The following is a 25139-nucleotide window of genomic DNA, read 5'->3' as shown; positions in this document are numbered from 1 at the left end:
CGCTCGTCCCTCGAATCAACGACGCATCGACCCGACATCATGACCGATCGACACCTTTCCCCCGTTTCCTCCGACGCCGCACGCTGGCAATTCTGGATCGACCGCGGCGGCACGTTCACCGATATCGTCGCGCGCCGGCCGGACGGCACGCTCGTCACGCACAAGCTGCTGTCGGAGAACCCCGAGCAATACCGCGACGCGGCCGTGGCCGGCATCCGCCACCTGCTCGGCCTCGCGGCCGGCGAGCCGATCACGCCCGAGCGCGTCGACATGGTGAAGATGGGCACGACGGTCGCGACCAACGCGCTGCTCGAACGCAAGGGCGAGCGTACCGCGCTGGCGACGACGCGCGGCTTTCGCGACGTGCTGCGCATCGCGTACCAGAACCGGCCGCGCCTGTTCGATCTCGACATCGTGCTGCCCGACGCGCTGTACGAGACGGTCGTCGAGATCGACGAGCGCGTCGGCGCGCATGGCGACGTGGTCGTGCCGCTCGATGTTCAGGGTGCCGAAGCGTCGTTGCGCCGCGTGTTCGACGGCGGCGTGCGCGCGCTCGCGATCGTGCTGATCCACGGCTACCGCCATATCGCGCACGAACGCGCGCTGGCCGAACTCGCGCGCCGCATCGGCTTCACGCAGGTGTCGGTGTCGCACGAGGTGTCGCCGCTGATGAAGATGGTGTCGCGCGGCGACACGACCGTCGTCGACGCGTACCTGTCGCCGATCCTGCGCCGCTACGTCGAGCAGGTCGCGCACGAGATGCCGGGCGTGAACCTGCAGTTCATGCAGAGCAGTGGCGGGCTGACACGCGCCGATGCGTTCCAGGGCAAGGACGCGATCCTGTCGGGCCCGGCCGGCGGCATCGTCGGGATGGTGCGCGCGGCCCGCGCGGCCGGCTTCGACCAGGTGATCGGCTTCGACATGGGCGGCACGTCGACCGACGTGTCGCACTACAACGGCGAATTCGAGCGCGTGTTCGAGACGCAGGTGGCCGGCGTGCGGATGCGCGCGCCGATGATGAGCATCCATACCGTCGCGGCGGGCGGCGGCTCCGTGCTCGGCTTCGACGGCGCGCGGCTGCGCGTCGGGCCCGAATCGGCCGGCGCGAACCCGGGGCCGGCCGCGTACCGGCGCGGCGGCCCGCTGACGGTGACCGACTGCAACGTGATGCTCGGCAAGATCCAGCCCGATCATTTCCCGCGCGTGTTCGGCCCGCAGGCGGACCAGCCGCTCGACCGCGACGGCGTGGTCGCGAAGTTCGCGGCGCTCGCCGACGAGATCCATGCGGCGACCGGGCGGCGAGAGACGCCCGAGGCGCTTGCCGAAGGGTTCCTGGAGATCGCGATCGGCAGCATGGCGAACGCGATCAAGAAGATTTCCGTGCAGCGCGGCCATGACGTATCGCGCTACGTGCTGACGACGTTCGGCGGCGCGGGCGGCCAGCATGCGTGCGGCGTGGCGGATGCGCTCGGGATGACGCAGGTGTTCGCGCATCCGCTCGCGGGCGTGCTGTCCGCGTACGGGATGGGGCTTGCCGACCAGACGGCCATGCGCGAGCGCGCGGTCGAGGCCGTGCTGTCCGACGAATCGCTGCCGGCGCTGAATGCCGCGCTCGACCGGCTGGCCGACGAGGCCGTCGGCGCGCTGCTCGAACAGGGCGTGCCGCCGGAGCGGATCGCGACCGAACGGCGCGTGCACCTGCGCTACCAGGGCACCGATTCAGCGCTCGACGTACCGGCCGGCAGCGTCGCCGCGATGCAGCAGGCGTTCGAGGCCGCGTACCGGCAGCGCTACGCGTTCCTGATGCCCGGCACGCCGCTCGTGGCCGAACTTGCGTCGGTCGAGGCGATCGGCCGCTCGGACGCACCGGTCGATATCGCGCCGCTCGCGCCGCGCGAGGCGGGCGCGGCGCCGCAAGCGCACGCGGCCGTGCGCTTTTATTCCGGCGGCCAGTGGCACGACGCGGCGCTGTACGTGCGCGACACGCTCCTCGCCGGCGACGCGATCGACGGCCCGGCGATCGTCGCGGAGCAGAACGGCACGACCGTGGTCGAGCCCGGCTGGCGCGCCGGGATGACCGCGCAGGGCAACCTCGTGCTGACGCGCACGACGCCGCTGCCGACGCGCCGCTCGCTCGGCACCGACGCCGACCCGGTGCGGCTCGAGATCTTCAACAACCTGTTCATGTCGATCGCCGAGCAGATGGGGCTGCGGCTGCAGAACACCGCGTACTCGGTAAACATCAAGGAGCGGCTCGACTTCTCGTGCGCGATCTTCGACGGCGACGGCAACCTGATCGCGAACGCGCCGCACATGCCCGTGCACCTCGGCTCGATGGGGGAGAGCATCCGCACGGTGATCGAGCGCAACCGCGGCCGCATGCGCGACGGCGACGTGTTCATGCTGAACGACCCGTACCACGGCGGCACGCACCTGCCGGACGTGACGGTCATCACGCCGGTGTTCGCGGACGGCTCGGACGCGCCGCTGTTCTACGTCGGCTCGCGCGGCCACCACGCGGACATCGGCGGCACGACGCCGGGCTCGATGCCGCCCGATTCGACCCATATCGACGAGGAAGGCGTGCTGATCGACAACTGGCAGCTCGTGTCGGCCGGCGTACTGCGCGATGCCGAGACACGCGCACTGCTGGCGTCGGGCCGCTACCCGGCGCGCAACGTCGAGCAGAACATGGCCGACCTGCGCGCGCAGGTTGCCGCGAACCAGAAGGGCGTCGACGAGCTGCGCCGGATGGTCGCGCAGTTCGGCCGCGACGTCGTGCTCGCGTTCATGGGGCACGTGCAGGACAACGCGGAAGAAGCCGTACGGCGCGTGATCGGCGCGCTGCAGGACGGCGCGTACCGCTACCCGCTCGACAACGGCGCCCAGATTCGCGTCGCGATCCGCGTCGATCGCGCGGCGCGGCGCGCGGAGATCGATTTCACCGGCACGTCCGCGCAGCTCGACAACAACTTCAACGCGCCGAAGGCCGTCTGCATGGCCGCCGTGCTGTACGTGTTCCGCACGCTGGTGGGCGACGACATCCCGCTGAACGCCGGCTGCCTGAAGCCGCTGACCGTGATCGTGCCCGCCCGCTCGATGCTGAACCCCGAGTATCCGGCGGCCGTCGTGTCGGGCAACGTCGAGACGTCGTCGGCGATCACCAACGCGCTGTACGGCGCGCTCGGCTGCGTCGCGTCGAGCCAGGGGACGATGAATAACTTCACATTCGGTAACGATCGCTACCAGTACTACGAGACGATCGCGGGCGGCAGCGGCGCGGGCGACGGCTTCGCGGGCGTCGGCGCGGTGCAGACGCACATGACGAACTCGCGGCTCACCGATCCGGAGGTGCTCGAATGGCGTTACCCGGTGCGGCTCGATTCGCACCGTATCCGCGCCGGCTCGGGCGGCGGCGGGCGCTGGCGCGGCGGCGACGGCGCGGTGCGGCGGATTCGCTTCCTCGAGCCGATGACGGCGTCGATCCTGTCGAACAACCGGATCCACGCGCCGTTCGGCGCGGCGGGCGGCGAGGCCGGCGCGCTCGGCCGCAACACGATCGAGCGGGCGGACGGCACCGTCGAGACGCTCGATCACATCGGCCGCGCGCAGATGGCGCCGGGCGACGTGTTCGTCGTGGAAACGCCGGGCGGCGGCGGCTACGGCGCGGCAGGCTGAGCTGTGCACCCGGCGCGAACATCCCGCGCCGGGTTTCCGGCGGCGGGTGGACGATATTGCAACGAACTGTGGAATAAAACCGCGCATTCGCGCACAAATTGAATCAAAAACAGCAAAAAACGGGATCGCGGCATCCGGGTCGACCCAGCCGCCACGGCGTCGCCAAAAGATCTGGCCCGATATTCGCGGATCGGCCGCAACCGCCCGCCTGTCGGGCCGCGCGGCGTGGCACGCGGCGCCCGGCACGCGCCGCGACGCCCGCCCATTCGCACGCTGCCAATCATGAAAAATCCGGCTTGCCAATCGAGTCCCAATTCCTTGACACTCTGCTCTAAATGTGAGTGCCAATCCTCATCGTCATTTGATAAGATGGCTCTCATCATTCATTCGTAAGGCAGAACCTGCGCATCACGCGCGAACGCCGGTCGCATCAGCTGCAAACAAGTACGGGACGAGACTCGCCGTCACGGCAATCACGTCCGCCCTGCCGGCCCGCGCACCGCGCGTCCCGGGAAGGCGGCCGGCCCGCTCGCCTCCGTCTACACTGTGCGTTTTTTCTGGATCGGGGCGTGTCCATGGATGACGAAAACGATAGCGCGGTGCTTGAGGCGCATGTCGGTACGCGCAGCCCCTGCTGGCGTCTCGGCAGCGACAGCAACGCGCTCGAACTCGCCGCGGTGCGCGGCCTGACCAACGTCGCGGTCGCGCTGACGGCCGAGCAGGCCGCGCGCATCCGCGCGCTGACCGGCGTCACGTCGCACCTCGTGCTCGACATCGTGCTGTACGGCAGTCCGGTCAGCCTCCATCTCGTCGGCAGGAAGGTCAACACGGTCGACTGGGCCGGCACGGCGTCCGCCTATTCCGATACCGAATCCGTCGCCGGCGATCTGTCGCACGGGCTCGCGTTCGCCGAGCAGGTGGTGTCGGAGGTGAATTCGCTCGTCGTGATCCTCGACCGCAACGGGATGGTGCAGCGCTTCAACCGCCTGTGCGAGGAAGTGACCGGCAAGCGCGAGGTCGACGTGATCGGCCGCAGCGCGTTCGAGCTGTTCATGAGCCCGGAGCAGGGCGCGCAGTCGCGCAGCAACATCACGGGCTTCTTCGCGAGCAACCAGTCGTTCGCGGTCGAGCGCTACATCAACACGGTCAACGGGCCGCGCCTGTTCCAGTTCCGCAACAAGTTCGTGCAGAGCGGCAGCGGCGTCGACGAGCAGTTCCTGATCTGCTCGGGCATCGACATCACCGAGGAGCGCAACGCGCAGCAGCGGCTCACCGAGCTCGCGAACACCGACGTGCTCACCGGGCTGCCGAACCGCCATGCGATCAGCGAGCGCATCCGCGCGGCGATCGCGGAGGAAGACGCCAATACGCGCGGCCAGGTCGGCATCCTGTTCCTCGATCTCGACAACTTCAAGCGCGTCAACGATCACTACGGGCACATCACCGGCGACCGGCTGCTGCAGGACGTGTCCGCGGTCATCGGCGGCTGCCTGCCGTCCGGCGCGACGCTCGCGCGGCTCGGCGGCGACGAGTTCCTGGTGCTGTTCGAGCACGGCACGCGGCCGCTGCTCGAGGCGACCGCGCAGATCATCCTCGAGCGGCTGCGCACGCCGATCCACCTCGGGCTGGTGGAGGTCTACACGAGCTGCTCGATCGGCATCGCGATGTATCCGCAGCACGGCGATTCGCTCGAGACGCTGATCCGCAGCGCCGATACCGCGATGTACGTCGCGAAGGAAGAAGGCAAGCATACGTACCGCGTGTTCTCGCTGGAGATGAACCAGAAGGTCGCGAAGTACATGTGGCTCGACACGAACCTGCGCAAGGCGCTCGAGGAAGAGCAGTTCGTGCTGCACTACCAGCCGGTCGTCGACATCGCGACGGGCGACGTGCACGGCGTCGAGGCGCTGATCCGCTGGCAGTCGCCCGATCGCGGGCTCGTCGCGCCGGTCGAGTTCATCCGTTTCGCGGAAGAGTCGGGGCTGATCGCGCCGCTCGGACGCTGGGTGATGCGTACCGCGGCCGCGCAGGCCGCCGCGTGGAAGGCGAAGGGGCTCGGCATCCGGATCGCGGTGAACGTGTCCGCGCGGCAGTTGCAGGACATGAACATCGTGCACCAGTTCGCGTCGATTCTCGACGGCGCGGGGCTCAAGCCGAGCCTCGTCGACATCGAGCTCACCGAGAGCAGCTTCATCGAGGACGAAGAAGCGGCGATCGGGCTGATGCGGCAGTTCCGCCAGCTCGGCGCGGAAATCCACCTCGACGATTTCGGCACCGGCTATTCGTCGCTGTCGCAGTTGTCGCGCCTGCCGCTCGACGCGATCAAGCTCGACCGCACCTTCATCACGGCCATCGACCGCAATCCGCGCTCGCAGGCGCTGGTGCGCTCCGTCGTGTCGCTCGCGAAGGCGCTGAATTTCGCGGTGATCGCCGAAGGCGTCGAAACGCATGCGGAGGCCGAATTCCTCAAGCAACTCGACGTCGATCACGCGCAGGGCTACTACTACGCGCGGCCGATGCCGGCGCAGGCGTTCGAGGCGTGGCTCGCGGAGACGAGAAAGCTCAGGCTGATCGCCTGAGCTTCGTTCCGGAAAAAGGCGCCGCCGACGGCCGGCGGCGCCGTCGCATTACACCGTGCGCAGCTTCGACACGCGCCGGTTCTGCAGCATCACCAGGCGTTCCATGTACGCGAGATCCTTCGGCTCGATCGTGAACGCCGCATGCACCCACGCTTCCGTGATGTCCATCAGCTCCGAGCGCGACAACTGGAATACGCGTTCGCGCGCGCGCAGCATCGCGCGGATGCCGTTCAGCTTGGGCTTGGTCACGTCGATGAAGGTGCGCGTCGCCAGATACGCGTCACCGGCGTCGAACGTTTCGTCGATCAGCCCCTGGTCTGCGTACCACTCGGCCGCATGCGCCTCGCCGGTCGCGATCAGCGATTCCGCGAGGCCGCGGTTCGCCTTGCGCGCGACGAGCGAATAGCCGCCCATGCCCGGGAACAGGTTGAACGCGATCTCCGGGAACCCGAGTTTCACGCCCTTCTGCGCGAGCACGTAGTGATGCGCGAGCGCGGCCTCGAAGCCGCCGCCGAGCGCGCTGCCCTCGACCATCGCGATCGAGATCGCGCCGGTGCCGAAGCCGGTGTAGATCTCGTACACGCCGTCGATGCACGAGCGCGCGTAGGCCATCAGCTGATCGCGCCGGCCGCTGCGGATCGCGTCGACGAAGAAGCTCAGGTCGCCGCCGACGTTGAACAGCTCGGGGACGAGCGAGCCCGTCACCCAGAAGTCGAACGTGAGGCCCGAGTCGCGCGCGACGCGCGCGAGATGGATGATGTCGGTGACGAGTTGCTGGTTGAAACACGGCCGCGGCTCCGATCGCAGCATCATCCACATGACGTTCCGGCCTTCTTCGTAGAAGGCCGTCAGTTGCGAGAGTTCGCCGGCTTCGTAAAACGGGCGGCACGCCGGATGGGATTGGAGTTGCATGGTATGTCCTCGTGAGATGTGGTTTTTGAAGACCATCGCGCCCGGCGCCCTGCGGGAATCGGGTTGCCCGCCGGGCGCCAGGCGCGAGGCATCGCCATTGTTGCGCGCGCACAAATGTCGAAATGCGGGGAACAACGCACGAGCGGGACGCCGGTGCGGATCGCGTCCGCGCGACGGGGCGGGGGGCGGCGGATGAGGATGAGGGGCCGAGGTCGGCGGGGGAAGGCGGCGCGAGCGGAGCGGCGCGCCGGCGACGAGGCGGCCGGCGTCGCCGGTCGCTTGCGCGCCGAATATGACGTCGGGACGCCGATCGACGGTAGCGGGTGGGGCCGATCGGCGTGAGCGATCGCGCAGCGCGCATGACCGTGCGGCGCCGATCGGTGTCGGGTGCCGCCGTTCGAGATGCGGCGCCGTCGGCAAGAGGCCGAACGGGATCACGCGCAGCCATGCGAACGCAATCACGAGGTCGCCGATTTTGAAATCGGTGTTGCTCCGCATGATGTCTGCTTCCCGATGGCGCGGCTTGACGCTCGCCGGCACGTCGCCCACACTGGGTCGCACGACGGCCACGCGTGAGGGTGGCGCGGGCGGCCGTCATGCGCGCGTCATGCGGGTCGGGCTGCCGTGCCGGCGCGCGGTGCTGACGCCCGGCAACGAACGCGCGGGAGCTTCGACGTGGTGCGTTTTCCTTCCCGATGGACCGGCTGCCTGCTCGCGTGCGCCATGGCGTTCGGCGCGGGGGCGGCCGCGGCCGACACGCGCGACTCACACGACACGCGCGATGCTCGCGACGCGGGCGATACGGCGCCCGTCACGCTCGTCAGCGACGTCCACGAATTCGTGATCCAGCGCGACGGCTCGCTCGACGAGCACGACGATTCGACGCTGCGCGCGAATGACGCGAACGGCATCGACGCGGTCGCGCAGCGCTACGTGTGGTTCGACAAGAATCTCGAAAAGGTGGAGTTGCTCGCGGCCGAGACGATCGACCGCGACGGCGTCGCGCACCCGGTCGGCGCGGACGGCATCCGCGACGTGCAGGAGCCGCGCTCGGCCGGCGCGCCGACGTTCCAGGACGGGCTGCTGCGCACCGTCGTGTTCCCCGGCGTCGAAGCCGGGTCGAGCACGCGCGTCGCGTTCCGCAAGACCCGCACGAAGCCCGTCAATCGCGGCTATTTCGGCTACACCGTCGAGCCGTCGCGCGAGCCGGTCGACAACCAGCGGCTGATCTTCGACGTGCCGGCCGACATGCCGCTGTACGCGGATGCGCGCGGCTACGTCGCGCTGCCGCCCGTCACGGCGAACGGCCGCACGCGCTACGAATTCGACTACCGGCACGGCGCGTACGATCGCATCGAGAGCGGCGCGGTCGGCTACCCGACCTACGGCGACCGGCTCGTCGTGTCGACGCTGCCCGACTACGCGGCGTTCGCCGCGCGCTACCGCAACGCGGCCGTCGATCCGGGCGCGAACGATCCGGCCGTCGTGCAACTGGCGCGTGCGCTCACGGCGGATGCCGTCGCTCCGCGCGACAAGGCGCGCATCCTGTACGACTGGGTGCAGGCGAACGTGCGCTACGTCGGGCTGTTTCTCGGCGAAACGGCCGCCGCGCCGCATCGCGTCGCCGACATCCTGCGCAACCGCTACGGCGACTGCAAGGATCACGTCGCGCTGTTCGGCGCGTTGCTCGCGGCGGTCGGCATTCGCAGCGAACCGGTGCTGATCAATCTCGGCGCCGTGTACACGCTGCCGTCGGTGCCCGGCTACGGCGCCGGCGCGATCAATCATGCGATCACGTGGCTGCCCGATCTCGGCCTCTACGCGGATACGACGACGGCCGGCATCGCGTTCGGCTACCTGCCGCCGATCGTGATGGACCGCCCCGCGCTGCTGGTCGATACGGGCGTGCTGTCGCGCACGCCGGCCACGCAGCCGCGCGGCCGCATCGCACGGATCGCGATCGATGCCGCGCAGCCCGGCCCCGCGCGCGTTCAGGCCTATGTCGAGGACGACGGCTGGACGGCCGAGCTCGAGCGCAACCTGTTTCGCCGCGCGTCGCGCGAGCGCATCGCGCAACTCGCGAACGAGCGCCTGCGGCAAAGCGGCCTGCGCGGCCGCGCGCAACTGTCGACCAGCGACCGGCGCGGGTCGACAGGCCCGTTCGACGTGATGATTACCGGCACGCTCGATCATTTCGTGTGGCCCGACGGCACGACCGCGTTGCCCGCGCTGTCGAGCGTCACGGGCGGCATCGCGACACAGGTCGAGACGTGGCTGGCCGAGCCCGTGCGCACGCAGCCGTGGGGTTGCCTCGGCGGCACGTTCGACGAGAGCGGCCAGATCGCGCTGCCGGCGGGCGTCGCCGTGACCGACCTGCCGGCCGATACGGCCGTGCACGACCGCTTCGTCGACTTCACGTCGCATTACGTGTTCGATGCGGCCGCGCGGGTCGTGCAGGTCACGCGGCGGATGAACGCCGATTTCGGCCGGCAGGTCTGTACGCCGGCCGAATTCACGGCGCTGCGCGCGTCGCTCGAGCGCATCGAGCGCGACACGCAGGCGCAGATCGTCGTGCGGGCGAAGCAGCGTTGAGCGGCGCGGGCACGGCATTCGCTCCGAACGGGCGAATCACCGGAATCGCCGACGCGAAGGAGGACATCATGACGGAACGGGATCACGAGATCGCCGAACTCTCGAAGGAATTGTTGGGCAGGATCGTGCAGGGCACGGTCGCGACCGGCGCGGCAGTCGACGCGGAGCAGTGCGCGGCGCTCGCGGTGCGGTGCGCGACGGCGCTGGTCGACCGGCTCGACGCGTTGAAGTGACGCCCGCGGGCCGCCACCACCACCGGCGCCGCGCGTCGGCGCGTTACGCTTCGGCGTGCACGTTGCCGTCCGCGCGCACGGCGCCCGGCGGCTTGCCGACCACGCGCTTGAACGCACGGCTGAACGCGGCGAGCGAACCGTAGCCGAGCCGGTACGCGACGGCTTCGATCGTCTCGCGGTCGCGTGCGATCCATTGCGCGGCGAGCCGCATCCGCAGCTCGGTCAGGTAGCGCACGGGCGTCATCCCGGTGGCCGCGAGAAAACGCTCGGCGAACACCGAGCGCGACACGCCCGCTTCGGTCGCGAGCTCCGCGACGCTCCAGTTGCGGCCCGGGTCGCGATGCAGCGCGACGATCGCGCGGCCGAGCTTCGGCTCGCGCAGCGCCTGCACCCAGCCGGTCGCATCGCCGCATCCGCACTCGACCCAGCCGCGCACGATGAACGCCGCGACCACGTCCGCGAGCCGCGCGAGGATGCCCGCGAAGCCCGCGCGCGCCGTGCACGCCTCGCGCTCCATCGCGTCGAGCATCGGCCGGATTTCCGGGTAGCGCGCGAGCAGCGTGCCCACGTGCATGAATGCGGGCATCGTGCCGACGAGCGGCTGCATGCCGCCGAGGTCGAGTTCCATGCACGCGCTGAAGATCAGCGCATCGCCGGCGCCGGGTTCCGTCGTCGCGCAGGTCGGGGGCGACATGCCGGCCGACGCCACCGACGCGACCGTATCGCAGATCTTCCTGGCCTCGAAGCCGTTGATCTCGCGGCACGGCACATCCGGATCGGACACCAGCGCATGCATGCCGCCGTGCGGCAACAGGATCGCGTCGCCGGCCTCGAGCCGCATCGTCTCGCCCGACACGTCGCGCAGCAGCACGGGCCCGCGCACGACGAAATGGAATTGCGCGCGGCCCGGCGCATGGCCGAAATTCAGCCCGAACGGCCGCGCGACCTGGATGCGGCGGTACTGGACGCCGCTCAGGCGCATCCCCAGCAGCAACTCGCTGACGAGGTCGTGCGCATCGGGAATCGGCGGCAGAAGGGGTTCGGACATCGTGAGATACGGACGATCGATCAACAGGAACGGATTGTATGTCATAGACCGTCCTGCCGCTGTTCCTTACGATACGCCCTCATCAGTACTTTCCCTAACCGACACGGAATCCCGCATGAATCCCGGAATCTCCTCGGCCGCCTCGACGGCGGCCCCCCGCGAACCGGCCTGGGGCGCGGTATTCGCGATGGCGCTCGGCGTGTTCGGGCTCGTCACGGCCGAATTTCTGCCGGCGAGCCTGCTCACGCCGATGGCCGAGAGCCTCGGCGTGACCGAAGGCGTGGCCGGGCAGGCCGTCACGGCCACCGCCACGGTCGCGCTCGTCACGAGCCTGCTGATCTCGGCGCTCACGCGCACGATCGACCGGCGGCGCGTGCTGCTCGTGTTTTCGGTGCTGCTCGTGGCGTCGAACCTCGCCGTCGCGTTCGCGCCGAACCTGGGCGTGCTGCTGTTCGGCCGCGTCGTGCTCGGCATCGCGCTCGGCGGTTTCTGGACGATGGCCACCGCCACCGCGATGCGGCTCGTGCCGACGGCGATGGTGCCGCGCGCGCTGTCGATCATCTTCAGCGGCGTGGCGGTCGCGACCATCGCGTCCGCGCCGATGGGCAGCTACTTCGGGCACCTGATCGGCTGGCGCAACGTGTTCCTGATCGCGGCCTTGCTCGGCGGCATCGCGTTCGTGTCGCAGCTTCTCACGCTGCCGTCGATGCCGCCGAGCGGCACGACGCGGCTGCGCACGCTGATCGACGTGCTGCGCCGGCCGACCGTCGGCCTCGGGATGTTCGCGACGATCCTCGTGTTCACCGGCCATTTCGCGTTCTTCACGTATCTGCGGCCATTCCTCGAACAGGTGGCGGGCGTCGGCGTGAACGGGCTGTCGGCGATCCTGCTCGGCTACGGCATCGCGAACTTCGTCGGCACGTCGCTCGCGGGCCGCGTGCTCGAACACCGGTTGCGGCCGATGCTGATCGGCATGCCCGCGTTGATGGTCGTGCTCGGCATCGCGCTCGTCGTGCTCGGCCGTGCGCCGATGATCGACGCGGTGCTGGTCGCGTTGTGGGGGATGGCGTTCGGCGGCGTGCCGGTCGCGTGGTCGACGTGGGTGACGCGCACCGTGCCCGACGAGGCCGAGAGCGCGGGCGGGTTGATCGTCGCGGCGATCCAGCTCGCGATCGCGACGGGCGCCGCGGCCGGCGGCGTCGTGTTCGACGCGAACGGCGCGGCGGGTGTGTTCGTCGGCGCGGCGATCGTGCTGGCGGTGGCGGTCGCGACGATCGTCACCGGCGTGCCGAAGCGCGTCGGCGTGGCCGCGTCCTGACCGGCGTGGCGGCCCGCGTTGCACGGGCTGCCAGGCGGATTATCCGCGCGTCACGCGGCGTCGGTGCCCGCGATGCGGTCGAGTTCCGCGAGCGCGTCGGCCGGCAGATCGAGGTCGGCTGCCGCGAGATTCTCGCGCAGATGCGCGACCGACGACGTGCCCGGAATCAGCAGGAGATTCGGCGCGCGGCGCAGCAGCCATGCAAGCGCGACCTGCATCGGCGTCGCGCCGATGCGCGCGGCCACGCCGGACAGCGTCGACGACTGCAGCGGCGAGAAGCCGCCGAGCGGGAAGTACGGCACGTAGGCGATGCCGTCGCGGGCGAGCGTGTCGATCAGCGCATCGTCGCCGCGGTGCGCGATGTTGTAGTGGTTTTGCACGCACACGATGTCGCAGATCCGCCGGCCTTGCGCGACCTGCGCGGGCGTGACGTTGCTCAGGCCGATGTGCCGCACGAGCCCGCGCCGCTGCAGCTCGGCGAGCGTGGCCAGCGGCGCCTCGATCGATCCTTCGGCCGGCCCGTGCGTATCGAACATGATGCGCAGGTTGACGACGTCGAGCACGTCGAGCCCCAGGTTGCGCAGGTTGTCGTGCACGGCCCGTTCGAGTTCGTCGGGCGCGAAGGCGGGCAGCCACGACGCGTCGTCGCCGCGGCGCGCGCCGATCTTGGTGACGATCACGAGATCGTCGCGATACGGATGCAACGCGTCGCGAATCAGCCGGTTCGTCACGTGCGGGCCGTAGAAGTCGCTGGTGTCGAGATGGTCGACGCCGGATGCGACGGCTTCGCGCAACACGTTCAACGCGGCTTCGCGATCTTTCGGCGGGCCGAATACACCGGGGCCCGCAAGCTGCATCGCGCCGTAGCCGATTCGTCTGACGGCGCGATCGCCGAGCCTGAAGGTGGCGGTATGGCGAATATCGGGCATGACCTTACTCCTGTCGAAGAGATGAATGCGTTCAGCATAAGGACGAGTCGGCTGCGCGATAAGCGGGCATAATTCGCACGGGTTGTACGAAAAGGCGAACAATGCAAACCGATCTGGGTGATCTGAACGCATTCATGGCCGTCGCACGCGCGAGCGGATTCCGCGACGCCGCACGCATGACGGGCCTCAGCGCGTCGGGGCTGAGCGAGGCCGTGCGCCGGCTGGAAGCGCGGCTCGGCGTGCGGCTGCTGCACCGCACGACGCGCAGCGTCGTGCCCACCGAGGCCGGCGAGCGCCTGCTCGCGCGTCTCGAGCCCGCACTGACCGAAGTGGCGGCCGCGCTCGACGGTATCGATGAATTCCGCGGCCGACCGGCCGGCACGCTGAAACTCAACGTGCCGGTCAGTGCGTCGCGGCTCGTGTTGCCGGCGATCGTGCCGCGCTTTCTCGATGCGTATCCGGACATCCGGCTGGAAGTGACTGCCGACGAAAATTTCGTCGACGTGCTCGCGGCCGGATGCGACGCGGGCATCCGCTACGACGAACGGCTCGAACAGGACATGATCGCGGTGCCGATCGGCCCGCGCATCCAGCGGTTCGCGACCGCGGCGGCGCCCGGCTATCTCGACCGGCACGGCCGGCCGCGGCATCCGCGCGACCTGCTCGGCCATCGGTGCCTGCGCGGGCGCTTCGCGAGCGGCGCGATGCCGCCGTGGGAGTTCGAGCGCGACGGCGAGGTCGTGCGGGTCGAGCCGGCTGCCGGGCCGCTGCTGGTCCAGATCGGCGGGGCGACGGAGCTGCTGGTCGACGCGGCGATCGCCGGGACGGGCATCGTGCATCTGTTCGAAGACTGGCTGCGTCCGCATCTCGATAGCGGCGCGCTCGAACCCGTGCTCGAACCGTGGTGGCGGCCGTTTTCGGGGCCCTTTCTGTATTATCCCGGGCGGCGTCTCGTGCCGCCGGCGCTACGCGCGTTCATCGATTTCATCAAGGCATCCTGAGCGTTCGACCGCGCCCCGGGGCATGCGCGCCCAGCGGGCCGCGTGCCGTCGCCGCTCATATGGCCGGCCGATGCGCGATGCACGGGCTGCAGCAAGCGGCGCGACGACCGAAGCGCGGGAGCGGGCGTGCCGCGCCGCCCCCGCGGATCCGTCAGCCGCCTTGCCTGACCAGCGCCGCCAGCGTCTTCATCGCCTGCAGATACGGATACGGCCCGTGGCTGATGCGCGCCACGCCGTAATCGGCGAGCTCCGCGAGCGTCGGCGTTTCCGACACGCGCATCACGTTCACCGGCAGCGGCGACGCGGCCGTCAGCGCGCGAATGAGCGCCGGCGCGCGCAGGCCCGGCACGAACAGGCCGTCGGCGCCGGCCGCCGCATAAGCGCGCGCACGTGCCAGCGTCGCGTCGAGCAATCGTTCGTCGTGCGTATCGGCTGACGCCTTGAAGAACACGTCGGTGCGCGCGTTGATGAAGTAGTCGGCGCCCGCGCGATCGGCCGCCTGCCGGGCCGCCGCGAGACGGGCCGCCGCTTCGTCGGCGTCGCGCAGTTCGCCCGTCGCCGGAAAACTGTCTTCGAGATTGCAGCCGATCGCGCCGGCCCGGATGCTGAGCGCGATCGTTTCGGCGACATCCTCCGGCCGCTCGCCGTAGCCGCTTTCGAGGTCGACGGTGACGGGTAGCGCCGTCGCGCGCGTGATCCGCTCCAGCACGTCCATCATCAGCGCGCGCGGCATCTGCTCGCCGTCGACGAAGCCGTTGGCTGCCGCGACCGACCAACTGCCGGTGGCCAGCGCGACGGCGCCGGCATCGGCCGCCGTGCGCGCACTGCCGGCGTCCCACACGTTGAACAGCACCAGCGGCTGGCCTGCGCGGTGAAGCGACCGGAAAGTCGCGCCTTTCTCGTTGTTGCCCATGCTCGTCTCCTCGTGAATACCGGATCGGTTGTCGTGCCGAGCGATATTGCCACCGAATCGGGCGGTGCGACGCGGGCCGGCAATGTCTGCTGACAGCGCGTGGCAGTAAGTAGGCATGAGCGCCGCGCGGCGATCCACGCGCCGGCTCAACCGCGCGAACCCGGATCGATCGACAGCGTGCGCAACTGGCCGCGCAGCTGGTCGACTTCGCCGGGCGCGAACGGCCGCTCGATCTCGGCATGCGTCTGCCGCCACAGCGGGAACGCTTCGGCCAGCAGGTCGTGCCCGGCCGGCGTCAGTTCGAGCAGGCGGCTGCGCCGATCGTCCGGATCCTGCACGATCGTGACGAGGCCGCGCCGCTCGAGCGGCTTGAGCGCCGCGGTGAGCGTGGTGCGGTCCATCGCGAGCAGCGACGCGACCGATTTCATCGAGGCCGGTTGCGGCCGGTTCAACGACATCAGCAGCGAAAACTGGCCGTTGGTAAGGTCGAGCGGGCGCAGCACATCGTCGAAGATGCGCGCCAGATTGCGCGCCGCGCGCTGCATGTGCAGGCACAGGCAGCAATCGCGCACCATCAGCGTCGTCTCGAAGGGAAGCTTTTCTTTTCGTGCCATGTTGCAATTGTGTTGATATCAACCTATCTTGTCAAGGTCGAGGCGCGGCAACCCGCCGCGTCCGTCATTGGAGGAGAAGGCATGAGTGCGCAACAACAGTTGTATCTCGCCGTATTTCTCGGGACCCAGGATAGCCCGGCGATGAAGGCATGGCTCGCGCTGCCGGATGAAGAACGGCGCACGCGCGAGCGCGACGGCATCGCCGCATGGCATGCGTGGGTCGAGCGGCATCGCGACGCGATCGTCGAGCTCGGCGGGCCGCTCGGCAAGACCAAGGCCATCGATGCAGGCGGCATCCGTGACACGGCCAATGCGTTGACCGGCTTTACCGTCGTGCGCGCGGCGTCGCACGACGCGGCCGCCGCGCTGTTCGAAGGCCATCCGCATTTCACGCTGTTCCCGGGCGTGTCGGTCGACGTGATGCCGGTGCTGGCGATTCCCGGCGCATGAGCGACGCGTGATACCGGGCACCGTGCGTCGCGTCGTTCGATGCGCGGTAGCCCGGATGGAGACATCTTCCCGACATTCTGGATGGAGACAGGCGATGAAGCTTTACGGATTTGCCGGCACCCGCTCGCAACGCGCGCTGTGGGGGCTGAAGGAACTGGATGCGGACTTCGAATTCGTGTCGGTCAACCTGCTCGAGGGCGAGCACAAGCGGCCCGAATTCCTGCGCCTCAATCCGGCCGGCAAGGTGCCCGTGCTGGTGGACGGCGACCTCGTGATTCCCGAATCGGCCGCGATCGTGCTGTATCTCGCGGACAAGTATCCGGAGAAGGCGCTGCTGCCCGTCGATCCGGCGCTGCGGGCGCAGGCCTATCGATGGGTCATGTTCGCGGTGACGGAGCTCGAGCAGCCGCTGTGGCGGATCACGCGGCATACGTTCCTCTATCCGCCGGAGAAGCGCTCGCCGGCCGATATCGAACTCGCGCGCGAGGATTTCACGACGATGGCCGCGATTCTCGACACGCATCTCGAAGGGCGCACGTTCATCGTCGGCGATACGCTGACGGTGGCCGATTGCGTGACGGCCTATCTGATCGACTGGGCGAGCGAATGCCACCTGATCGAGCCGTTCCCGCAATTGCGCGCGTATCTGGAACGGCTGTATGCGCGGCCGAAGGCGCCGCAGCGGATCGCGGAGGCGAGGAAGGCGGCGTGAAATGGTGGTCGGTCACGTCGACGTGATCGGCCACGAACATTGTTGCAGACCGTTGCCATTCGCTGGACGAGAACCCGGCCATCCTTTATCTCTTCAGTTTCCGAGAAAAAACGCGGTTGCTGAGAGAGAAGCATGGCCCGAGGACGAGATACGCAACGCGCATTCGCGCAGTGGATAACCGGTCGGCAGTCGTATTTCCTGGAGGTGCCCGGCGCACCCGCGACGCCGGATCTGTCGATCATGTCGTTCGTGCTCGACGAGCGGCTGGGCGAGCCTTATCGGATCGAAGTGACGCTGACGAGCCCGGTTTCGCTCGCACGCGCCGATTACCTCAATCGCCCCGCCATCTTTACGATCGAGCCCCCCGGCACGAATGCCGCGACGGGCGTGGTGCGTCGATTCGCCGGCTGCATCACCGCGTTCGGTCAGATCCGCAAGACGCGCGATTTCGTGTCGTACAGGATCGTCGTCGAGCCGTTCGTCGCCCGTTTGCGCCTCGTGGAGGCGACCCGCATTTATCAGCAACAGTCCGTGCCCGAAATCGTCGAATCGATCCTCAGGCGGCACGAATTCCGCGCGCACCAGTTTTCATTCAAGCTGCGGCGCGCGTATCCGCGTCTTGCGTTTCGCATGCAGTACCGGATGTCCGACTGGGATTACATCCGCCTGCTGATGGAACAAACCGGATTATTCTGTTTTTTCCGCGCGGGACAGCATGGCGACGAACTGCATTTCGGCGATGATGTCGATGCCTATTCGTATCGTCCGCAAGTCGTCATTCCGTACCGCGAAGCAAGCGGCCTGGAAAGTGGTCACGAGGCCGTGCTTTCGCTCGAATCGTTAAGCGAAACGATTCCTCGTTCGATCAAGGTCGCCGATTACAACCCCGAGAAGGCTGACGACCGATTCAACGCCGAGGCGACCATCGCACGCGACGATCCGACGACATGGGGGGCGAGCTACGTCTATGGCACTCACCATGCCGACGGCGACGAAGCCCGGCGTGAAGCGCAATTGCGCCGCGACGCGGCGCTTGCATGGCAGGTCACGTATTCGGGCAAGAGTTCGGTTGTCGACTTCGCGCCGGGCCTTGTCGCGAAGCTCGACGAGCAACCGGCCGACGCGCCGCACGGGATCGTGATCGTGTCGGTACGTCATGCGGGCGGCCGGGATGCGTCGTATATCAATACGTTCGACGCGATTCCGTGCGGCCGGCCGTTTCGACTGAAACTCGACGAGCACCGCTGGCCTGCGATTGCGGGCACGTTGCCGGCACGGGTCACGACTCCGGGCGCTTCGCCGTATGCGCATCTGACGAGCGACGGCTGTTACACCGTGCGCTTCGATTTCGATTTCGACACATGGCCTGCCGGCGGCGAGTGTGTGCCGCTGCGCCTCGCCAAGCCCTTCGCAGGCAGCCATCAGACGGGATTCCACTTTCCGCTGCTGGCCGATACCGAAGTCGCGGTCGCATTTGCCGGCGGCAACCCGAACCGGCCGTATATCGCGCATGCGCACCATCACAGTCAGGCCGTCGACCTGGTCACGAGCCGGGATGGCTTCAACACGCGCAACGTGATTCGCACGCGAGCGAACAACAAGCTTCGCTTCGAGGATCGGAAGGGGCGCGAAAGCATCAAGCTGTCGACGGATTACGGAGGAAAGACGCAGGTCAACCTCGGGCATTTCGTCGACAGCCGACAGCAGACGCGTGGTGAAGGGTTCGAGGTCAGGACCGATGAGCGCGGCGCGCTGCGCGCCGGCAAGGGACTGTTCCTGTCGGCCGATGCGCAATCGAGTGCGGGCGGGCACGCTTTCGACATGACGGTCGCGCGGCGGCAACTCGACGCGGCGCGATCCCGCATGCGCCGTCTGAGCGACGCGGTCGAGAAGGCGCGAGCGACGATGGCGGCCTGCGAAGCGCAGCAGGCGTTGCTCGAAGCGCAGGTTCGTGATCTCGAGGCTGCCGTGCTGCTCGCATCCGCACCGCACGGGGTTGCCGTGACCAGTGGAGAACACATGCAATTGGCGGCTGACGGACATCTTTTCACGACGACGGGCGGCAACGCCGATGCGGCGATCGGCGGCAACTATACGGTTGCAGCGGGCAATGCGGTGTCGCTGTATGCGAATGCGCACGGAATGAAGCTGTACGCGGGCGCGGGCAAGGTCGACGTTCAGGCGCAGGCGGATGCGCTCGAACTGACGGCGCTGAAGGGCGTGACGATCGCGAGCACGTCGGATGCGGTGACGCTGAATGCGCAGAAGGCGCTGGTGCTGATGTGCGGCGGCGCCTATATCAAGCTCGAAGGCGGGACAGTGGAGATCGGCAGTGCGGGCGAGATCCGGTTGCGTGGGCCGGTGAGTGCCGGGCCGTCCGCGACCCGTCGGCAGGCGTTGCCGCTGATGCCGGCACAGGAGCGAACCGGCATGAAGCTCTGGCATGCATATCCGAATGGGGAGCCGGTCAGGAACGCAAAGTATCGCGTGACGTTCCCGGACGGTTCGTGGCGCGAAGGCCGGCTCGATGCCGACGGCCGGGGCACGGTGGCGGATGTGCCGCGCGGCGGTGGCTCGGTCCAGTATTTCGAGGAAGACCACGATCTTCAGGACACCGCGCGCAAGTGGAGCGATCCGCAACGGACGCCGCCATTTTCGCCGGCGAGCGGGGATGCCGGCCACGCGGTGCCGAGTCTCGTCGGGGCGTCGATGACGGCCGCGATTCCCGTAGCGGAGTCGGCCGGGCAAGCGCTCGGGGCGGCCGCGCTCGTCAGGGAAGCAGCATCGGGCGGGGCGGCGAACGTCGCGAACGGCGATGCCGCTGCGCTTGCCCGGGCCTCGCTCGACGCTGTCGGCGAGCCAGTCGCGAATTCCACAAGCAATCACGCGGCGGCTTCGATGCCCGGCGCCGCCCCCGGTCTCGTCAAAACCACCGTGTCGCGCTGATCGCGCGCGGTGTTCGCTTCCTATTCGAAACAGATAACAACTTATGGCCGGAACCACCGCACCCTCGACCCCGCAGCGTCCGATACCCAACGCGATTCTTCAGAATGCCGAAGCACGGCGCGTGATCGTCAGTCCGGTTCCCGCACCGGACACCTCGCCGAAGCTGATCGCGACCGACGTCGAATCGGTCGGTAACCCCGGCCTCGAGATCTTCGTGCAGTGCCTGTACATGGTGCCGTTCGTCGGCAATGCGATGTCGCTGTACGACGTCGGTGTCGACATCTACCGGATCTGCAGCGAGCCGGGCGGCACGGTGAAGGTCCTCAATTGGGGTATTCTCGCGATCGATGCGATCGGTGTCGTGCCCGCCGCGGGCAATGCGACGCGGCCGGCGCGCGCGGTCGTCAAGGAAGTGTTGCTCGCATTTGCAAAGGGTGCGGGCGCGGCGATGCTCGTCGACCTGTTCTGGGCGACGGCCGGCGGCGACGTGCTCGCCTTCATGGCGGAACTCGACACGCACCTCGACGCGTGGAAGAAAGACATCGTCGCGGGGGTGCGCGAAGCGTCGCGCACGGTGCGCCGCTTCGTGCTCGATCCTGTTTCGGCGGCCGAGCAGATGGGGCGCATCAAGAAGAACCCGGGCTTCCTGTCGTGGGTGCCGTCGACGGAGGAGATCGCGCTCATTGGCATCGACCAGTTGCTCAAGGTGTCGGGTCAGCGCGATGCGATCGTCGCCTGGCTCGACGCGTTCGACCGCGACACCGGGCCGATGCTCGACCGCGCGTTCGGCAGCGTGGACGAAGCGGGCGGTTTGCTGTTCATGGCCGCGCAGATCACCGCGGAGATCAAGGCGCGCAAGGCGCGCGGGATGCCGTCGCACGTCGCGCAGGCCACGCCGGGTACGATGCGCGCGCCGCACCGCAAGCCGGGCGAGCACCGCGATTCGACGCAGAAAGGCGCGATGCCCAGCCCGCTGCCGCCGAAGGACGGGTGCGGCTGTCCGAAGACGGCGAGCGCGAAGCCCGTCAATTACGCAATGGGCGACGAGCACCTCGCGCAGACCGACTTCGTGCTCGACGGTGTCGTGCCGATCGTGTGGACGCGACGCTATCGATCGAGCCTTGCGGCCTACGATGCGAGCCCGCTGGGCGCGCGCTGGAGCAGTGCGTATCATCTGTCGCTGGAGGAGCGGGACGGTACGCTGACGTTCTTCGATCCGGACAGTCGCGCGGTGCCGTTGCCGCCGGTGGGATTCGGGGAGTCGGTCGAGCTGCCGGCCGAGCAGTTCACGATTGCACGCCCGGATGGCCGCCGAATCCATTTGACCTATCCGGACGGTAGTCGAGAGGAATACGAACTGAGCGGCCGCGTTGCGTCGGCCCGTTACCGCCTCGTTTCCCGCATCAACCGCGACGGCCTCGGTCTCGGCTTCACGTACAACGCCGCCGGCGAACTCGTTACGATCAGCGATGGCGCGGCGAACGCGATCCGCATCGAGTACGTCGACGGTCGCGTCTCGGCGATCTACCGTGCAGGCGTTCCGGGGCTCGCCAACGAAGCCCTCGCGCGCTACACGTACAGCGCCGACGGCGACCTGAGCGGCCACGTCGACATGCTCGGTTTCCGGCGTACGTATACGTACGAGCAACACCTGCTCACGCGTTATACGGATTTCAACGGACACCCCGCGAACCTCGCATGGGACTGGCCGGGCCGGCGCGAAGGCGTGCCCGCGACGGCCGACGCCCGATGCGTGCGGACGTGGTACGGCAACGACGGCCAGCATGTCCAGGACGACATGCACTTCGAGTACCATCGCGACCACTGGTACACAAAGGCGACCGATGCCGGCGGCCATGCGACGATTCACCGCTACGATTTCCACAACCGGATCGTGCTGGTCGAGCATCCCGACGGCTCGACCGAATCGTACGAATGGGACGACCAGCACCGTCTGGTCGGCATGCGGAACGCGCTGGGTCACACGCAGCGTTTCGAGTACGACGTGCACGGCCGGCTGACGGCCGAGATCGACGCACTCGGCAATGTCACGCGTACCGAATACGACGCGCGCGGTTTGCCGGTCCAGGTCACCGGGCCGGATGGCCGCGTCACACAAACGGCCTACGACGCGCTTGGCCGGCCGGTCTCCGTGACGGACGCGGCAGGCCGCACGACCCGCTACGTGTGGGGCGTACGCAGCGAATTGCTGTCGCTGACCGATCCGAAGGGCGGCGTAAAGCGCTTCCGTTATGACCACGGTGGACGGCTCGCGGAGGCGGCCGACTGCTCCGGCCACGCGACACGCTACGGCTACGACGAGCGCGGTCATCCGTCGCGGGTCACCGATGCCGCGGGCCACGACACGCTTTATCGCTGCGACGCGCGAGGGCAGGTCGTCAGCGTCGTGCATCCGGACGGCGCCGAGGAACGCTTCACGTGGGACGGAGAAGGCAACCTGCGCACGTATCGCGACGGCGCGGGCCACGTCACCGAGTACACGTTCAATGCACGCGGGCAGCCGACCTGGCGCAAGGACGCCGCAGGCGGGGAACTGGCATACGGATACGACCGGCAATGGCGGCTCGACACGCTGACCAACGAGAACCGGGACCGGACGCGGTTCGGCTACGACCGGCTGGGGCGCATCGTCGAGCAGACGGATTTCGACGGCAGCACGACCCGCTACCAATGGGACGATGCCGGGCAACTGATCGGTTCGCAGGCCGGGGACGTCGAGACGACCTACACGCGCGACCCGCTCGGCCGGCTGACGCGGCGGGAAACGAAGGGGCCGGGCGGCCGGGGCCGGGTGACCGAGCTTTTCCATTACGACACCCGCGGCCGGCTAACGACCGCGCAGGGATATCACAGCCGTGTGCACCTGCACTACGACGATGCCGATAACCTGATCGCCGAAGAGCAGACGATCTACCCGGACAGCGACGGTTCCTACACGACGGTGACGCGTCACGAATACGACGTGCTCGGCAACCGGATCCGCACGCAACTGCCGAACACGCGCACGATCGACTGGCTGCGCTACGGTTCGGGCCATTTGCACGGCGTGTTGCTGGACGGCCGGCCGCTGGTGGACTTCGAGCGCGACAAACTGCATCGTGAGATCGTGCGCCGGTATCGCAGCTTCGAGCAGGTTCGGGAATACGATCCGGCAGGTCGATTGCAGCGCATGGCCGTGCGGCGTGACGGGAGTGCGCGGCTGGCGGACTGGATGGCCACGCGCCGGTTGCAGTACGACGCGGCCGGTCACCTGACGCGTATCGAGGATCGCACGCGCGGCGTCACGGAGTATGCGTACGACCCGACCGGGCGTCTGCTGAAGGCGACGACACGGGATCTGAAGGAGGTATTCGCATTCGATCCGGCGGGCAACCCGGTGGATCCGGACAGCATCCCGCCGCGCCCGAGCGACGAAACGATCGAGTCGGCCAAGGCGCGGATGCAGCGGCAGATGGCGCAGGATCGTGCGTGGTGGGACGCCCATCCGGGCGAACGGTTGCCCGACGAACAGCTCGCGCGGCGCTTGCGGATTGCCGACGAGGTCGACGCGCTGACCGGCTGGGAGCGGTCATTGCCGAAGTGCATCGGCAACGTGCTGAAGGAACTGAACCGCACGCGCTACGAGCACGACGCGCAAGGCAATCTGGTGCGCAAGACGGAGCCGGGCGGCGTGACGTGGCTGTACGAATACGACGCGGCGAACCGGCTCACGCAGGCCGAACGCTATGCGAGGTGGCCGGCGGCGAACGAGATCGACCGGATCGAGCGGACGCCACATGGCGTGACGTCGACCCCGGGCACGGTGCGGCCGGAATTGCGCGTGCACTTTACCTACGACGCGTTCGGCCGGCGGCGGATGAAAGAGGTGACGAGCAGGGACGGCCACATCGATCGGACAGTGTTCACGTGGGACGGCGACGTGCTGCTGATGGAGGAGCGGTTCCATATCGCACCGCTTGAGCCGGGGGAACGCGGCGAGCGGGTGGGGGACCGCTCGACGCCGATGGTCCGGGAGGATCCTGCCGATCCGTACTCGGTGCCGGTGGCGCAGCGGGTCCATACGTTCATTGAGCGGCACCGGTGGCAGGGGGCGTCGCTGTACCTGCACGAACCGGGGACGTTCGTGCCACTGGCGCGGCTGGACGAGACGCTGGTGGAGGCGGCGTTCGTGGCGACGGGCACGGATGGAAGGTTCGTGCAGGTGCCGGCGAAGACGCGGCATGCGATGCTGTTCTACCAGAATGACCACCTGGGGACACCGCAGGAACTGCTGGACGATTCGGGGAAGGTGGTGTGGCTGGGGCGGTATCGGGCGTGGGGTGGCGAGAAGACGGTGTGGGGGGAGGTGCCGGAGCGCAACGAGGCGGGGAACGCGGTTCGGTTCCAGGGGCAGTATCGGGACGAGGAGACGGGGCTGCACTATAACCGGTATCGGTACTATGATCCGGGCAGCGGCAGGTTCATCTCGAAGGACCCGATTGGGTTGCAGGGTGGATTGAACGTCTGGCAGTACGCACCCAATCCAATTGGCTGGATTGATCCGCTGGGGCTGTCGAAGCAATGTGCGAAGTGCTTGCCGAGTTGCAACGATATCGCATCTCAGGGACCGAAGGATGCCACCGAGATGGCGCAAGAACTTTCTAGGCAGATTAATCGGAATTCGGTAACATTTTCTACGCCGACAACGCAAGGCCATATTGATTTGCAGGGTGATGCGCACTTCGATAAGGCGACGAAAGTTAAAATTCCAACTCCCCATGTTCAGACGCGAACGATTAACATCGGACCGAACGGCCAAATAACTACGTCAAAAAAGACAGAGGTCACGACGGCGGCAACTAAGCAGGATGTGCGAGTGGCAAGGGAGCTTGCAAGACGGAAGGGGTTGTGCAAATGAATGATCTAATCGATGCGTTGCAGCACTGGTATACATCTCAATGCGATGATGTTTGGGAGCATTCTTACGGTGTGAAGATTTCTACCATTGACAATCCGGGATGGGAAGTTAGAATAAATGGTGTTTCGGGGAGAAAGTTGATAGATATTAATGCAGAGCGTGATGAATCAGATTGGATTAGTGTGACTGCTACTAAAGAGGAATTTGTTGGGTATGGTGGTTCAAGTAATTTGAAGGAAATTCTGATGCTTGCGATGGACTGGTTGCATTAAGCACCAAGGGCCGCAGTTGTGGCC

Annotated in this window: 16 protein-coding genes; 11 read left to right on the top strand and 5 right to left on the bottom strand. The window is 67.8% G+C overall.

Annotation, left to right across the window (positions count from 1 at the left end; translation table 11 throughout):
• Positions 1-39 precede the first annotated feature (39 nt).
• Positions 40-3678 (top strand): hydantoinase B/oxoprolinase family protein, encoded by a 3639-nt coding sequence (locus QZM15_RS17275; protein ID WP_302106871.1) that lies wholly within the window; start codon positions 40-42, stop codon positions 3676-3678.
• 575 nt (positions 3679-4253) lie between these two features.
• Positions 4254-6257, top strand: a complete 2004-nt coding sequence (gene pdeR, locus QZM15_RS17270; RefSeq protein ID WP_302106870.1) for a cyclic di-GMP phosphodiesterase — start codon at positions 4254-4256, stop codon at positions 6255-6257.
• Between the two features lie 48 nt (positions 6258-6305).
• Here pdeR and QZM15_RS17265 read toward each other — a convergent pair whose 3' ends face one another.
• Complete coding sequence (locus QZM15_RS17265) at positions 6306-7169, bottom strand: crotonase/enoyl-CoA hydratase family protein (RefSeq protein WP_060315856.1); 864 nt, start codon at positions 7167-7169, stop codon at positions 6306-6308.
• A 675-nt stretch (positions 7170-7844) separates the two neighbouring features.
• Between QZM15_RS17265 and QZM15_RS17260 the strand changes: the two genes are divergently transcribed.
• Entirely contained in the window at positions 7845-9761 is a 1917-nt protein-coding gene (locus tag QZM15_RS17260; RefSeq protein WP_302106869.1) for a DUF3857 and transglutaminase domain-containing protein, read from the top strand.
• 68 nt (positions 9762-9829) lie between these two features.
• Positions 9830-9994: a hypothetical protein gene (locus QZM15_RS17255; RefSeq protein ID WP_180278226.1), complete on the top strand. Its 165-nt coding sequence runs from the start codon at positions 9830-9832 to the stop codon at positions 9992-9994.
• A gap of 43 nt (positions 9995-10037) precedes the next feature.
• Here the strand turns inward: QZM15_RS17255 and QZM15_RS17250 are convergent, their stop codons facing one another.
• Entirely contained in the window at positions 10038-11087 is a 1050-nt protein-coding gene (locus QZM15_RS17250; protein ID WP_302106868.1) for an AraC family transcriptional regulator, read from the bottom strand.
• 70 nt (positions 11088-11157) lie between these two features.
• Here QZM15_RS17250 and QZM15_RS17245 point away from each other — a divergent pair, with 70 nt between their 5' ends.
• Complete coding sequence (locus QZM15_RS17245) at positions 11158-12360, top strand: MFS transporter (RefSeq protein ID WP_302106867.1); 1203 nt, start codon at positions 11158-11160, stop codon at positions 12358-12360.
• Positions 12361-12410: 50 nt separating this feature from the next.
• On the opposite strand, the gene QZM15_RS17240 is transcribed toward QZM15_RS17245, so the two are convergent.
• The gene (locus tag QZM15_RS17240; protein WP_302106866.1) at positions 12411-13289 is read right to left on the bottom strand and encodes an aldo/keto reductase family oxidoreductase; all 879 of its coding nucleotides are present in this window, start codon (positions 13287-13289) and stop codon (positions 12411-12413) included.
• A gap of 101 nt (positions 13290-13390) precedes the next feature.
• Between QZM15_RS17240 and QZM15_RS17235 the strand changes: the two genes are divergently transcribed.
• On the top strand, positions 13391-14290 hold the full coding sequence (locus QZM15_RS17235) for a LysR family transcriptional regulator (protein WP_302106865.1): 900 nt from the start codon (positions 13391-13393) through the stop codon (positions 14288-14290).
• A gap of 151 nt (positions 14291-14441) precedes the next feature.
• Here the strand turns inward: QZM15_RS17235 and QZM15_RS17230 are convergent, their stop codons facing one another.
• Positions 14442-15203 (bottom strand): isocitrate lyase/phosphoenolpyruvate mutase family protein, encoded by a 762-nt coding sequence (locus QZM15_RS17230; protein WP_059580004.1) that lies wholly within the window; start codon positions 15201-15203, stop codon positions 14442-14444.
• A gap of 146 nt (positions 15204-15349) precedes the next feature.
• The gene (locus QZM15_RS17225) at positions 15350-15817 is read right to left on the bottom strand and encodes a MarR family winged helix-turn-helix transcriptional regulator (protein ID WP_104013024.1); all 468 of its coding nucleotides are present in this window, start codon (positions 15815-15817) and stop codon (positions 15350-15352) included.
• A gap of 81 nt (positions 15818-15898) precedes the next feature.
• Between QZM15_RS17225 and QZM15_RS17220 the strand changes: the two genes are divergently transcribed.
• The 5 genes from QZM15_RS17220 to QZM15_RS17200 all read left to right on the top strand — a co-directional run bounded on the left by QZM15_RS17220 (position 15899) and on the right by QZM15_RS17200 (position 25115).
• Complete coding sequence (locus tag QZM15_RS17220) at positions 15899-16267, top strand: YciI family protein (RefSeq protein ID WP_059580008.1); 369 nt, start codon at positions 15899-15901, stop codon at positions 16265-16267.
• Between the two features lie 94 nt (positions 16268-16361).
• On the top strand, positions 16362-16979 hold the full coding sequence (locus QZM15_RS17215; protein ID WP_302106864.1) for a glutathione S-transferase family protein: 618 nt from the start codon (positions 16362-16364) through the stop codon (positions 16977-16979).
• A 132-nt stretch (positions 16980-17111) separates the two neighbouring features.
• A complete protein-coding gene (locus QZM15_RS17210) occupies positions 17112-19925 on the top strand; it encodes a type VI secretion system Vgr family protein (RefSeq protein ID WP_302106863.1) in 2814 nt (937 codons plus the stop codon).
• A gap of 43 nt (positions 19926-19968) precedes the next feature.
• Positions 19969-24843, top strand: a complete 4875-nt coding sequence (locus QZM15_RS17205; protein WP_302106862.1) for an RHS repeat-associated core domain-containing protein — start codon at positions 19969-19971, stop codon at positions 24841-24843.
• Complete coding sequence (locus QZM15_RS17200) at positions 24840-25115, top strand: Imm53 family immunity protein (protein ID WP_099317097.1); 276 nt, start codon at positions 24840-24842, stop codon at positions 25113-25115. The genes QZM15_RS17205 and QZM15_RS17200 overlap by 4 nt, the downstream gene beginning before the upstream one ends.
• The last annotated feature ends 24 nt before the right edge of the window (positions 25116-25139 follow it).

The organism is Burkholderia sp. AU44665 (assembly GCF_030504405.1).
Lineage (GTDB): Bacteria > Pseudomonadota > Gammaproteobacteria > Burkholderiales > Burkholderiaceae > Burkholderia > Burkholderia semiarida.
This window is presented reverse-complemented; position numbering and strand designations above follow the sequence as displayed.